Consider the following 13,409-nt stretch of genomic DNA (forward strand, 5'->3'; position numbering starts at 1 on the left):
GCGGACCGGTTGTCAGTGGCGCCCTCTACGGTTTGTGAATGGCAGACCGGGAGGGGGAGTTGTGACGACGGTCGACGCGGCGGGCGGGGGCGCGCCCGCGTGGCGTGGGGGATTCGGACGGCTGTGGAGCGCCGCTGTGCTGTCCAGCTTCGGTGACGCCCTGCGTGCGGCGGCGCTGCCGCTGCTGGCTGCCTCGCTGACCGACGAGCCCCTGCTCATCGCCTCGGTGACCGCCTGTGGCTATCTGCCCTGGATCGCCTTCGGGCTGCTCGGCGGTGCCGTCGCCGACCGCGTGGACCAGCGGCGCGCCATGTGGACGGTGGACGCGGCACGAGGACTGCTCGTCGCGGGCTTCGCGGTGGCCGTAGCGCTCGGCCACGCCTCGATCGCCCTGCTGATCGTGCTGGCCTTCGCCCTGACCGCACTCCAGACCCTGTTCGACAACGCCTCCACGGCTCTGCTGCCCGCCCTGGTGGACCGCGAGGCGCTGAGCAGCGCGAACGCACGCCTCATGACCGGCCAGCGGATCGCCGGCGGTCTGGTGGGCGCGCCGGTCGTGCCGCTGCTGATCGCCGCCGGCGCGGCCCTCCCCTTCGCCGTCGACGCGGCGACCTTCCTGGTGGCGGCCGCGCTGGTGGCCTCGCTGCGGACCGCCGGGCCCGAGCGGGAGCCGAGAGCGGCGGGCAGCACCCTGCGCCGAGAGATCGCGGACGGGCTGCGCCACCTGTGGCGGGACGGTCCCCTGCGGGGCCTGTGTGCCGCCACGGCCCTGTGCAACATCGGCATGGGCGCCCAGCTCGCCACGCTGGTCGTCCTGGTGACCGGCTGGCTGGACGCGGGCCCCGTGGGGTACGCGGCGGCGGGCACCGCGGTCACCCTCGGCAACCTGGCGGGGGGACTGCTGAACGGCCGGCTCGTCCAACGCATCGGCTCCATCCGGGCCGTGCTTCTCGCCGGCACGGTGCAGACCGCAACGCTCGTCGTCATGGGCACCGTACGCAGCCTTGCCGCGCTGGTCGCCGCCCTCGCCGTCTTCGGGCTCATGGGCATGGTGTGGAACGTCAACACGACGACCCTGATGCAGCAGCGCAGCCCCGTGGAACTGCTCGGCCGGGTCAGCTCGGCCTTCCGGACCCTGGCCTACGCCGGAGTGCCCCTCGGTGCCCTGCTGGGCGGGGCGGTGGCCACCGCGTGGGGCCTCAACACCCCTCCGCTGCTCACGGCCGCCTTCTTCGTTCTCGCCGTCGCCGCGCTGATACCCGCGCGCCGCTCCGACGTACCTGTTGTTGCACCGCACGACGACGCCACGCCAGCTCATGTCACGCGCTGATCAACTAGGTTGGGACGGGCAGCGGGGCAAGGTACGCAGCAGGGACAGCTAGGAAAGAGGGCTGAAGTCCGAGATGAACGCAGACGGCCGTGCCAGGCTCAACCAGACGCCCGAGTGGACCGCTCTGGCCAAGCACCGTGAGGAACTGGGGGAGGTGCGGCTGCGTGCGCTGTTCGCCGCCGACCCCGGACGCGGCGGCGGGTACACCCTGCAGGTCGGGGACCTGCACATCGACTACTCCAAGCACCTCGTCACCGACGAGACGCTGCGGCTCCTGCGCGAGCTCGCCGCCGCCACCGACGTCTTCGGCCTCAGGGACGCCATGTTCCGCGGCGAGAAGATCAACACCACCGAGAACCGCGCCGTGCTGCACACCGCGTTGCGCGCCCCGCGCGACGCGGTGATCGAGGTCGACGGGGAGAACGTCGTCCCCGCCGTGCACGCCGTCCTGGACAAGATGGCCGACTTCGCGGACCGCGTCCGCTCCGGCGCCTGGACCGGCCACACCGGCCGGCGCATCAGGAACGTGATCAATGTCGGCATCGGCGGCTCCGACCTCGGCCCGGCGATGGCGTACGAGGTGCTGCGCAGCTACACCGACCGCGGCCTCACGGTCCGCTTCGTCTCCAACGTGGACGGCGCCGACCTGCACGAGGCCATCCGTGACCTCGACCCGGCCGAGACGCTGTTCATCATCGCCTCCAAGACGTTCACCACGATCGAGACGATCACCAACGCCACCTCGGCCCGCACCTGGCTGGTGGACGCGCTCGGTGACGAGGCCGCCGTCGCCCGGCACTTCGTGGCGCTGTCGACGAATGCCGAGAAGGTCTCCGAGTTCGGCATCGACACGGCGAACATGTTCGAGTTCTGGGACTGGGTAGGCGGACGTTACTCCTTCGACTCCGCCATCGGCCTGTCCCTGATGATCGCCATCGGCCCGGACGGCTTCCGCGAGATGCTCGACGGTTTCCGGCTCGTCGACGAGCACTTCCGGACCGCGCCCGCCGAGTCCAACGCTCCCCTTCTGCTCGGCCTGTTGGGCATCTGGTACGGCAACTTCCACGACGCCCAGTCGCACGCGGTGCTGCCGTACTCGCACTACCTGTCCAAGTTCGCCGCGTACCTCCAGCAGTTGGACATGGAGTCCAACGGCAAGTACGTCGGCCGGGACGGGCGCGAGGTCGACTGGCAGACCGGGCCCATCGTGTGGGGCACCCCGGGCACCAACGGCCAGCACGCCTACTACCAGCTCATCCACCAGGGCACGAAGCTGATCCCGGCGGACTTCATCGGCTTCGCCGAGCCGGTCGCCGAGCTGAGCGACGAACTCAAGGCGCAGCACGACCTGTTGATGGCCAACTTCTTCGCCCAGACCCAGGCGCTGGCCTTCGGCAAGACGCCCGACGAGGTACGCGCGGAGGGGGTGCCGCAGGAACTGGTCGCGCACAAGACGTTCAAGGGCAACCACCCGACGACCACCATCCTCGCGCGGGAGCTGACCCCGTCGGTCCTCGGCCAGCTCATCGCCCTCTACGAGCACAAGGTGTTCGTCCAGGGAGCCGTCTGGAACATCGACTCCTTCGACCAGTGGGGCGTCGAGCTCGGCAAGGTCCTTGCCAAGCGCGTCGAGCCCGCGCTCACCGAGGGCGCCGACGTCCCCGGCCTGGACGCGTCGACGAAGGCCCTGGTCGCCACGTACCGGGAGCTGCGCGGCAGGCAGTGACCCCGGGAAGCTCCCGGAGCCCGCCGCGAGCCCGCCCCGAGTTCTCCGGGAGTCCCCCGGCACCCGTCAGGTCACCGCGCTCAGCGTGTCGGCGAGCCGACGCCGTGCCGCACGGGCCGCGGGGAGGGCGGCGAGCGCGGCCGCGCCCAGCACCGCGGCCGCGCCGAACAGCACCAGCAGGGCCGGCGACGGCCCCTGGGCGATGCCCGGGCCGATGCCGCTGGACCTGCCCTGGGCGTCGATCAGCCAGTGCGCGAGGGGCAGGCCCAGTGCCATACCGGCGAGGACCGCGGCCAGGGCGGTGCAGCCGGTGGCCGTGACGGTGACGGTTGTGATCTGGCGCGGGGACAGGCCGATGGCCTTGAGCGCGAGCAGGTCCCGCTCACCCTCGCGCACGGTGGCGCCGATCGCCGTGAGCAGCTCGATCAGCCCGATGAGGGCCAGCACGGCGATCAGGCCGACGACGACCCCGCGCAGTGGCGAGAGCCCGTCGGCCGGGTTGGTCACGGTGTGCACGTCCAGGTGTCCGTGCCCGGCGGTGGCCAGCCGGCCGGCGACCGCGTGCGGGTCGGCGCCGGGGCGCAGCCGCAGCTGGTAGAGGCCGGGCGTCAGGCGCGGGTCGTTCTCGCGGAGGGTGTCGAGCGAGGTGGAGATGACCCGGCCGGCGTTCTCGGGCTCGATGCTGCGGCCCACGATGTGCAGGATCTGCGGCTGGTCGCCCACCGTCATCCGCACCCAGTCGCCGACGCGTACGTCCAGCAGGTCGAGCAGCCCCTGTCCGGCGACCGCCTCGTCGCGATCGCGGGCGAGGCGCCCCTCGGCCAGGGCGTACGGGTACGGCTCCTGGCGGGTGCCGAGGCCGCGCAGGGCGATCGTGGCCGTCTGCCCCGGGACCAGGGCGGCCACCTCGACACCCGGGTAGGCGGCGGCGACCTGCGGGTCGCGCTCCAGCAGGGCCCGGACGTCCCGGGTGCTCAGGCCCGCGTCCGCGTGGACGGTGAGGGCGGTCGGGAGACCGACCTGTTCGGGCCTGCTGTGGAAGCGGTCCATGGTGGTCCAGGCGCTCATCGCGACCACGATCAGCAGCAGGGGCAGCGCGAGCCGGGCCACCGTCGACAGCGACCGCAGGCGGCGGGTGACGACCGTGTGACAGCCCAGCACCAGGCCGGGCGGCAACCGCAGTCCGAGCGCCCGGCGCGTCACGCCCGACAGCCGCCCCCCGGGCGAGAGCGCGGGTCGCGGCACGGGAACCGGGGGCACGCGCCCCGCCCGCCAGGCCGCGAGCCCGGTGGTCGCGCCGATGAACAGCACCGCGCACACCGGCACCGCGAACAGCGCCACCGTGTGCCCGGGCAGCCCCTGCCAGACGCCGACCGCGTCCCCGAGCCGCCCCGGGATCCGGCTGCCCACCGCCTGCGTGAACGCAGCCGCGGCCACGGCGCCCAGCAGCGCGTACGCGGTGTGCTGGAGCAGGAAGACACGCACGACCTGGCCCGGGGTGAAGCCGATCGCCTTCAGCACGGAGATGTCCCGCAGGTGGCCGCGGATGCGGGTGGCGATCGCCCCGTGCACGGCGAGCCCGGCGGCGACCAGCGCGCCCAGCCCGAACAGACCCAGCACCTGCCCCAGCAGCCGGTTGTCGCCCTGGGCCTCGGCGCGCGCCTGCTGCCAGGTGGAGACCTCGCCGATGGCGCCGGCACCGAGGAGGGTGACGGCGCGCTGGACGACGTAGTCCGTGTCGGCGGGGTCGGTCAGGCGCAGGCCGATGACCTGGCCGCCGGGGGCGCCCACGGCGGACGGGAGCGCCCACACGAGGCCCGGCTGTTCACCCGCGCGGTAGCGGGGTTCGGCGCTGTCGGCGATGCCGAGGACGGTGAGTTTCCGGGTGGTGCCGGGCAGGGTGAGGGGGTCGCCGGGTTCGGCGAGCAGGGCGCGGGCGAGGCGGCTCTCCAGGACCACGCCGTCGGGGGTCGCCGGGTCCAGCCAGTGCCCGGACGTGATCAACGGGCGGCCGACGACGGGCCGCTCGGGCGTGCCGCGCAGTTCGACCGAGGCGCGGGTGCCGCGGGCGGCGAGGGTGGCGGAGGCGGTGGGGTAGGGGCCCGCGACGGACTCGACGCCGTCCAGCTCCGCCAGCTTCCGCACCTGGGCGGACGGGTCGGTGTGGATCCACACGTGCGCGCCGCGCGCCTGCGTGAAGACGCGTTGCCAGGGGTTGGTGGCGTATCCGAAGAGCGCCGTGGCCAGCAGCAGCGAGACGACGATGCCCGCGGTGGCGAGGACGAGGAACAGCGCCTCGCCGCGGTGCGTGCGCAGATCGGAGTGCGCCCAGCGCAGGGTGGCCCGCACCGTGTCAGCCCTTCCCGAAGACGTCGTGGAACCGCATGTCAGTCCCTGAGCTCCAGCACCCCGGATATCCCGGTCCCGCGGGTCGGCGTGCCGTCCAGTTCCGCGTCGTCGGCGATCCGCCCGTCGAAGAAGCTGATCACCCGGTCCGCGGCGCTCGCCAGCCGTGCGTCATGGGTGACCAGTACGATCGTCTGCCCGCGGTGGTGGAAGCGGGACAGCAGCCGCATCACCTCGCGGGTGCCCTTGCTGTCCAGGCTGCCCGCGGGCTCGTCGGCCAGCAGCAGCGGCGGGTGGTTGACCAGGGCCCGGGCCAGCGCGACCCGCTGCTGTTCACCGCCGGACAGCTCGCCCGGCATGCTCCGCTCCTTGCCGGTCAGGCCCAGCTCGGCCAGCAGCTCCTGCCGCTCGGCGCGCGCCTGCCGGGGAGAGACCCCGGCGAGCAGGGCGGGCAGCTCCACGTTGTCGGCGACCGACAGGTTCGAGACCAGGTTGAAGAACTGGAAGACGATTCCGATGCGCTTGCGGCGCTCCACCGCCCAGCGTGCCTCGCCGTAGGCGTCCGTGCACTCGCCGTCCAGCCAGATGCTGCCGCCGTCCGGCCGCTGCAAGCCGCCCAGCAGATGCAGCAGCGTCGACTTTCCGGCGCCGGACGGGCCGGTGATCGCCACGAACTCGCCCGGCGCCACAGCCAGGTCGACGCCGCGCACGGCATGGGCGGGCGCGCCCTCGCCGTAGTGGGTCTTGACCAGCCCGGCGGCGCGCAGCACAGGAGTGGGACGCTCGTCGCTCACTCCAGCTCCTCCAGCTCTTCCTGGCACCGTTCCAGCCAGTCGAGGTCGGCCTGCAGGTGCAGCATCGCGCCCTCGATCAGGAGCTGGGCGATGCGGTTGTCGCGGTCTTCGGCGGCGGCCAGCTTCGACAGGTGCCGCATGGTGTTGAGGTACTGGCGCCGCTGTCTGTTGATGAGGGCGATCTGCTCGGCGAGACCGGTCTGCGGAGCGAGGGCCAGTTTCATGAAGAACTCGTCCCGCACCCGCGGCTCGTCCTCGGGATCCTCGAACCAGGCGCGCAGCGCCTCCCGCCCGGTGTCGGTGAGGTGGTAGACCTTCTTGTTGGGCCGGCTGGACTGCTCGACGTCCTCGCCCTCGATCAGTCCCTGCTTCTCGAGGCGGCCGAGGGTCACGTAGACCTGGCCGACATTCGGCTGAGGGTACGCGGAGCCCAGCAGTTGCTCAAGGTCCTGCTTGAGCTCGTAGCCATGGGCCGGGCCGCGCGCGAGGAGAGCCAGGAGGGGCAGGCGCACTCGTGCTGTCCTCCTAGTCTGCGTAATGTGCTCCAGGCCCTAGTATCGCCCATACCTAACAGGTATACATGGCCTCTGGCCGGCTGCGGTCCCGGGCGAAGGTGCTCGGCGCCAGGTGTACAGGGAGGAACCTATGCGGTGGATACGCGCCGCCGGTAGGGGCCTTCTCGTCCTCGTCGTGGTCATGACCGGCTACGTCGCCTCGGGCGCCCGCGCCGACGAGCAGACGGCAGGCGGCCGGGGTCCTCTGACGCTCGCCACCGCCGGCGACCTCACCGGCTATCTCGGCCCCCTCCTGGAGGGCTGGAACCGCACCCACCCCGGTGAGAAGGTCACCCTCGTCGAACTCCCGGACTCCGCCGACGAGACACACGCGCAGATGACCACCGACCTGCGCGGCGGCGACCGGAGCCGCTTCGACGTCCTCAACATCGACGTCAACTGGACCTCGGAGTTCGCGGCCGCCGGCTGGATACGGCCGCTGCCCCGCGACCGCTTCCCGCTCGACACCTTCCTGCCCCCGGTCGTGGACACGGCGACCTACGACGGCCGGCTGTACGCCGTCCCGTACGTCACCAACGCCGGCCTGCTCCTCTACCGCAAGGACATCCTCGCCAAGGAGGGCGTCCCGCCGCCGCGCACCTGGGCCGAGCTGGAGCACGACGCGAGGACCATCGCGCCGAAGTACGGGCTCGACGGCTACGCGGGCCAGTTCCTGCCGTACGAGGGCCTCACCGTCAACGCGGCCGAGGCGGTCTACTCGGCGGGCGGCTCGATCCTCGGCGACGAGGGCGCGCGCGTCACCGTGAACTCGGCAGCCGCCCGCGAAGGCATCGGATTCCTCGCGCGCGGAGTGCGGGAGGGCTGGATCCCGAAGGCGGCGCTGACGTACAAGGAAGAAGAGTCCAAGCAGGCCTTCCAGGACGGCCACCTGCTCTTCCTGCGCAACTGGCCGTACGCGTACGTCGGCGCCTCCGCCAAGGGCTCACCGGTCGCCGGGAGGATCGGGGCCGTGCCACTGCCCGGCCCCGACGGGCCCGGCACGAGCGTCCTCGGCGGCTCCGACCTCGCCGTGAACACCCATGCGCGGCACCCCGACTCGGCCGCGCGCCTGATCGCGTATCTCACCAGTGAGCCCGTCCAGCGGCAGGTCCTCACCCGGGGCGCGCTGCCGCCCGTGCGCGCCGCGCTGTACGAGGACCCCGAGCTGGTGCGGGAGTTCCCGTACCTGCCGACCCTGCGCTCCGGCGTGCTCGCGGCCGCCCCGCGCCCCAAGAGCCCGCGCTACGACCAGGTCAGCCTGGTGGTGCAGGCGGTCGTGCACGACGCGATGACGGGGCGCGAGACGCCCGCGGCAGCGGTGCGACGGCTGGCGCGGGAGCTCGCCGCCATCTCTCACCGCTAATTCTCCTAGTTACCTGTTAAGTAACGCCTAGGTCTCATCTGGCCTTGATGGGCGTTCTTTTCGTTGACACCCTCGCGACACGCCTACCTAACATGCATGCATGTTGAGTAAGTACCACTGGTGGCGCGACGCGGTGATCTACCAGGTGTACGTCCGCAGCTTTCTGGACAGCACCGGCGACGGCATCGGCGATCTCGCCGGGGCCAGGGCCGGACTGCCGTACCTGAAGAAGCTGGGCGTCGACGGGATCTGGCTGAGCCCCTTCTATCTCTCACCGCAGCACGACCACGGCTACGACGTGGCCGACTACTGCGACGTGGACCCGCTCTTCGGCGACCTCGCCGAGTTCGACCTGCTGGTGGCGGCCGCCCGGCGGCTCGGCATCAGGGTGCTGCTCGACATCGTCCCCAACCACTGCTCCAGCGAGCACCCGTGGTTCAGGGAGGCGCTCGACTCGGCCCCCGGCGGCGCGGCCCGCGCCCGCTTCCAGTTCGCCGACGGCCGCGGCCCGGACGGCTGCGAGCCACCCAACAACTGGCACGCCATGTTCGGCGGCCCGGCCTGGACCAGGGTCACCGAGGCGGACGGCCGTCCCGGCCAGTGGTACCTGCACATGTTCACGCCCGAACAGCCGGACTGGAACTGGCGCAACCCCCAGGTGGCGGCGGAGTTCGACCGGACCCTGCGCTTCTGGCTCGACCGGGGCGTCGACGGCTTCCGCATCGACGTCGCCGCCGGCCTCTTCAAGCACCCGGACCTGCCCGACTCCCCGGACCCCGAGGCCGACGCCCGCACCCGCGACTCCGTCAACCCGCTCGCCTGGAACCAGCCCGAGGTCCACGACGTGTGGCGGCACTGGCGCGCGATGTGCGAGGAGTACACGGCACGCGACGGCCGCGAGCGGCTCCTGGTCGGCGAGGTGTCCGTCCCCACCGCACGCGAACACGCGCGGTACGTCCGCCCGGACGAGCTCCACCAGGCCTTCTTCTTCGACCTGCTCAGCGCCCCCTGGGACCCCGACGCCTTCCACAAGGTCATCTCCGAGGCCATGCAGGACATCGCCGGCACCGGCTCGACGGTCACCTGGGTCCTCAACAACCACGACCAGGTCCGCACCGTCACCCGCTACGGCGAACCCGCCCCCGGCGGCAGCGGCCTCGGCGCCGCCCGCGCCCGCGCCGCCGCGCTGCTGATGCTGGCGCTGCCCGGAGCCGCGTACATCTACCAGGGCGAGGAGTTGGGCCTGCCCGAGGTCGTCGACCTGCCCGATGATGTGCTCACCGACCCGATCTTCCGTCGCACCGGAAGCCGCGCCCGCATCCGCGACGGCTGCCGGGTGCCGCTGCCGTGGTCCGGTCAGGCATCCCCGTTCGGCTTCACTTCCGGCGCGGAAAGCGCCAAGCCGTGGCTGCCGCAACCCGAGTGGTTCGCCGAGCACGCCACCGACCGGGCCCTCGCCGACACCCGCTCCTTCTGGCACCTGTACCGCGACGGCCTCCAACTGCGCACCGCCCTGCCCCAGTTGGGCGAGGGCCCGCTCCGCTGGCTGGACGCCCCGCCCGGAGTCCTCGCCTTCGTCCGCGGCGACGACGGTGACGGCTTCGTATGCGCCGTCAACTTCGGTACGGCACCCACGCCCGCGCCGGTCTCCGGCACCCCCCTGCTGTCCAGCGGCCCCTGCCCGGCCGGGGTGCTCCCCGGCTCGACGGCGGCCTGGTGGATCAACGACCGCTGACATGCCCGTCAACTTCCGACCCCTCGAAGGGACATCAACGATGATGCGACGACGTACCACCCTCCTCACGAGCTGCACGGCCCTCGCCCTGGCGCTCGGCGCGACCGCCTGCGGCGGCGGACCCGTCACGGCCGGCGGCGGCGACAAGGCGCTCGACGGCCAGACGATCACCGTCGCCGGTGTCTGGTCCGGCAGCGAGCAGAAGAACTTCCAGAAGGTCCTGGACGCGTTCGGCGAGAAGACCGGCGCCAAGACCCAGTTCGTGTCCACCGGGGACAACGTCTCCACTGTCGTCGGCAGCAAGATCGAGGGCGGCAACGCCCCCGACGTGGTGATGGTCCCGCAGGTCGGTGTGCTGAAGCAGTTCGCGCAGAAGGGCTGGCTCAAGCCGCTGTCCACGAAGACCCGGCAGGCCGTGGACGCCAACTACGCGCCCGTCTGGAAGAACTACGGCAGCGTCGACAACACCCTCTACGGCCTGTACTTCAAGGCCGCCCACAAGTCGACCGTCTGGTACAGCCCCGACGCCCTCACCCAGGCCGGGGTCCAGCCGCCGAAGACCTACGACGACATGCTGAAGGCCGGACACACCGTCTCCGACTCCGGACTCGCCGCCTTCTCGGTCGCCGGACAGGACGGCTGGACCCTCACCGACTGGTTCGAGAACATCTACCTCTCCCAGGCCGGACCCGAGAAGTACGACGCCCTCGCCGCCCACCAGCTGAAGTGGACCGACCCGAGCGTGGTCGACGCGCTCACCACCCTCGGCAAGCTCTTCAAGGACAAGCAGCTCGTCGCGGGCGGCCAGAAGGGGGCCCTGAACACCGACTTCCCCGGCTCGGTGGAGAAGGTGTTCGGGCCCAAGCCGGAGGCGGGCATGGTCTACGAGGGCGACTTCGTGGCCGGGGTCGCGGGGGACCAGTTCGGAAGGAAGATCGGCGAGGACGCGAACTTCTTCCCCTTCCCCGCGGTCGGCGGCGGCAAGGCACCGGTGGTCAGCGGCGGTGACGCGGCCGTCGTCCTGAAGGACGGCAAGAACCAGAAGGCCGCCCAGGCGCTCCTGGAGTACCTGGCGACGCCCGAGGCCGCGGCCGTGTGGGCCGAGGCGGGCGGCTTCCTGTCCCCGAACAAGAAGCTCGACCTCGCCTCGTACGGCGACGACGTCACCCGCGCGACCGCCAAGTCCCTCGTGACGGCCGGGGACTCCGTCCGCTTCGACATGTCCGACCAGGCCCCGGCGGCCTTCGGTGGCACCAAGGGCGCGGGCGAGTGGAAGCTGCTGCAGGACTTCCTGCGCGACCCGTCCGACCCGAAGCGGACCGCGGCCGCACTGGAGACCGCGGCGGCCAAGGCGTACCAGGGCTGACCATGACCTCGACCCTGGTGAAAGAGACGAGCCCCCCGGCCGCCGGTGCCGCGCCCGCCCGGCGCACCCGGCGGCGGGGCCGGACCGTCGCCCTGCTGTTCGTCTTCCCGGCGCTGCTCCTGCTGGGCGCGCTCGTCGTCTACCCCGTCCTGTTCTCCGTCGGCCGCAGCTTCTTCGACGCCTCCGGCACCCGCTTCGTGGGCGGCGAGAACTACACGGAGATGTTCCGCGACCCGGCCACGCTCAACGCGGTCCGCAACACCGCGATCTGGGTGGTCGTGGCGCCGGCCCTGCTGACCGGCCTCGGCCTGGTCCTCGCCGTGCTGGTGGAGAAGGTCCGCTGGGCGACGGCCTTCAAGCTGCTGCTGTTCATGCCGATGGCGGTGTCCTTCCTCGCCGCGGGCATCATCTTCCGGCTCGCCTACGACGAGGACCCCGACAAGGGCGTGCTGAACGCGGCCGTCGTCTCCGTGCACGACGCCTTCGAGGGCACGTCGTCCTACCCGTCCGCCCGGGCGAGGGACGGCCAGGGCCTGACCAAGGGGGCGGACGGCTCGTACCGGACGAGCGCGCGCGTGGCGCCGGGGGACGCGGTGGCGCTCGGCCTGGTCGGGGTGCTGCCCCAGGACCTGCCGGGCGACGCCCGGCCCGCGTACGCGGCCGCCGGACACAAGGCGGCGGCGGATGAGCTCCGCGGGGTCGTCTACCTGGACTTCACACCCGGCGGGGGAGGGGAACAGGGCAGGGTCGACCGGCGGGAGAGCGGACTGCCGGAGATGAAGGTCGAGGCGGTGCGCGGCGGGAAGACGGTCGCCACGGCCACCACCGCCTCCGACGGCTCCTTCCGCTTCGAGGGGCTGGCCGCCGGCTCGTACGCCGTGCAGCTGCCCGCCTCGAACTTCGCCCCGCCCTACGAGGGGATCTCCTGGCTCGGGCCCGCGCTCGTCACACCGGCGATCATCGGGGCGTACCTGTGGATCTGGACCGGGTTCTCGATGGTGCTGATCGGGGCCGGGCTCGCGGCGCTGCCGCGGGACGCGCTGGAGGCGGCGCGGATCGACGGCGCGAACGAATGGCAGATCTTCCGCAGGATCACGGTCCCTCTGTTGGCCCCGGTCCTGACGGTCGTCTTCGTGACCCTGGTGATCAACGTGATGAAGGTCTTCGACCTCGTCTACATCATCGCGCCCGGGCCGGTGCAGGAGGACGCGACCGTGCTCGCCACGCAGATGTGGCTGGTGTCCTTCGGCGGCGGCAACAACCAGGGGCTCGGCAGCGCGCTGGGTGTGCTGCTCCTGCTGCTGGTGATCCCCGCCATGGTCTTCAACGTCCGTCGTTTCCGAAGGAGTCAGCGATGAACGCCGTCAGGCGCGGGCTGGGCAACGGGCTCGTCCAGGCCTTCCTCGTGGTCGTCGGCCTGGTGTGGATGACACCGCTGGCCGGACTCTTCCTGTCCTCCCTGCGGTCCGCCGAGGACACCGCGAAGGGCGGCTGGTGGACGGTGTTCGCCAGCCCGGGGCAGCTGTCCTTCGACAACTACGCGGCGCTGCTGAAGAACGCGGGCATCACGCAGGCGTTCTGGAACACGGTGCTGATCTCGGTCCCGACGACGGTGCTCGTGGTCGTCGTCGCGGCACTCGCCGGGTACGCCTTCGCGTGGCTGGACTTCCCGGGCCGCGAGGCGATCTTCCTCGGCGTGGTGGCGCTGCTGGTGGTGCCCGTACAGATCGGGCTGCTGCCGGTCGCCAAACTCTTCGGGCAGCTGGGCCTGTTCGGCACGATCCCCGGTGTCGTGCTCTTCCACGTGGCCTACGGGCTGCCGTTCGCGGTGTTCCTGCTGCGCAACTACTTCGCCGAGCTGCCGAAGGAGATGCTGGAGGCGGCCCGGATGGACGGCGGCAGCGAGTGGCGCATCTTCACCCGGCTCGTTCTGCCGGTGGGGCGCCCCGCGATCGCCAGCCTGGCCATCTTCCAGTTCCTCTGGGTCTGGAACGACATGCTGGTGGCCCTGCTCTTCGCCGACAGCTCCTCCCAGCCGCTGACCGTCCAACTCCAGTCACAGATACGGCAGTTCGGCAGCAACATCGACGTACTGGCGCCGGGGGCGTTCCTGTCGCTGATCGTGCCGGTGGCGGTGTTCTTCGCGTTCCAGCGGCACTTCGTGCAGGGCGTGATGGCGGGGTCGGTGAAGTGAG

The 13,409-nt window shown here is 71.7% G+C and carries 10 protein-coding genes; 7 read left to right on the forward strand and 3 right to left on the reverse strand.

All coding sequences use genetic code 11. The features are described from left to right. Positions 1-61: 61 nt before the first annotated feature. Both ACFYWX_RS41500 and pgi read left to right on the forward strand, forming a co-directional pair. Positions 62-1,330 carry an MFS transporter gene (locus ACFYWX_RS41500; RefSeq protein WP_389430353.1) on the forward strand — a complete coding sequence of 423 codons (1,269 nt, stop codon included), beginning with the start codon at positions 62-64 and terminating at the stop codon, positions 1,328-1,330. Between the two features lie 73 nt (positions 1,331-1,403). After that, positions 1,404-3,056, forward strand: coding sequence for a glucose-6-phosphate isomerase (gene pgi, locus ACFYWX_RS41505; RefSeq protein ID WP_389430354.1), 1,653 nt, complete (start codon positions 1,404-1,406; stop codon positions 3,054-3,056). Between the two features lie 66 nt (positions 3,057-3,122). Here the strand turns inward: pgi and ACFYWX_RS41510 are convergent, their stop codons facing one another. Genes ACFYWX_RS41510 through ACFYWX_RS41520 form a run of 3 tightly spaced genes read right to left on the reverse strand, consistent with a single transcriptional unit; the run spans position 3,123 to position 6,708 of the window. Then, the gene (locus ACFYWX_RS41510; RefSeq protein WP_389430356.1) at positions 3,123-5,405 is read right to left on the reverse strand and encodes an ABC transporter permease; all 2,283 of its coding nucleotides are present in this window, start codon (positions 5,403-5,405) and stop codon (positions 3,123-3,125) included. A gap of 38 nt (positions 5,406-5,443) precedes the next feature. Then, positions 5,444-6,196: an ABC transporter ATP-binding protein gene (locus ACFYWX_RS41515; protein WP_389430357.1), complete on the reverse strand. Its 753-nt coding sequence runs from the start codon at positions 6,194-6,196 to the stop codon at positions 5,444-5,446. Continuing rightward, on the reverse strand, positions 6,193-6,708 hold the full coding sequence (locus tag ACFYWX_RS41520; protein WP_389430359.1) for a PadR family transcriptional regulator: 516 nt from the start codon (positions 6,706-6,708) through the stop codon (positions 6,193-6,195). The genes ACFYWX_RS41515 and ACFYWX_RS41520 overlap by 4 nt, the downstream gene beginning before the upstream one ends. A 133-nt stretch (positions 6,709-6,841) precedes the next feature. Here ACFYWX_RS41520 and ACFYWX_RS41525 point away from each other — a divergent pair, with 133 nt between their 5' ends. The 5 genes from ACFYWX_RS41525 (at position 6,842) to ACFYWX_RS41545 (ending at position 13,408) form a co-directional block, all read left to right on the forward strand. After that, positions 6,842-8,113, forward strand: a complete 1,272-nt coding sequence (locus ACFYWX_RS41525) for an ABC transporter substrate-binding protein (RefSeq protein WP_389430361.1) — start codon at positions 6,842-6,844, stop codon at positions 8,111-8,113. 100 nt (positions 8,114-8,213) lie between these two features. After that, positions 8,214-9,848, forward strand: a complete 1,635-nt coding sequence (locus tag ACFYWX_RS41530) for a glycoside hydrolase family 13 protein (protein ID WP_389430363.1) — start codon at positions 8,214-8,216, stop codon at positions 9,846-9,848. Positions 9,849-9,888: 40 nt separating this feature from the next. Next, on the forward strand, positions 9,889-11,214 hold the full coding sequence (locus ACFYWX_RS41535; RefSeq protein WP_389430365.1) for an ABC transporter substrate-binding protein: 1,326 nt from the start codon (positions 9,889-9,891) through the stop codon (positions 11,212-11,214). A gap of 2 nt (positions 11,215-11,216) precedes the next feature. Beyond that, positions 11,217-12,572 (forward strand): ABC transporter permease subunit, encoded by a 1,356-nt coding sequence (locus ACFYWX_RS41540; protein ID WP_389430367.1) that lies wholly within the window; start codon positions 11,217-11,219, stop codon positions 12,570-12,572. Then, positions 12,569-13,408 (forward strand): carbohydrate ABC transporter permease, encoded by an 840-nt coding sequence (locus ACFYWX_RS41545; RefSeq protein WP_389430368.1) that lies wholly within the window; start codon positions 12,569-12,571, stop codon positions 13,406-13,408. The genes ACFYWX_RS41540 and ACFYWX_RS41545 overlap by 4 nt, the downstream gene beginning before the upstream one ends. Position 13,409: the final 1 nt, after the last annotated feature.

This window comes from Streptomyces sp. NPDC002888 (genome assembly GCF_042888465.1).
GTDB lineage: Bacteria > Actinomycetota > Actinomycetes > Streptomycetales > Streptomycetaceae > Streptomyces.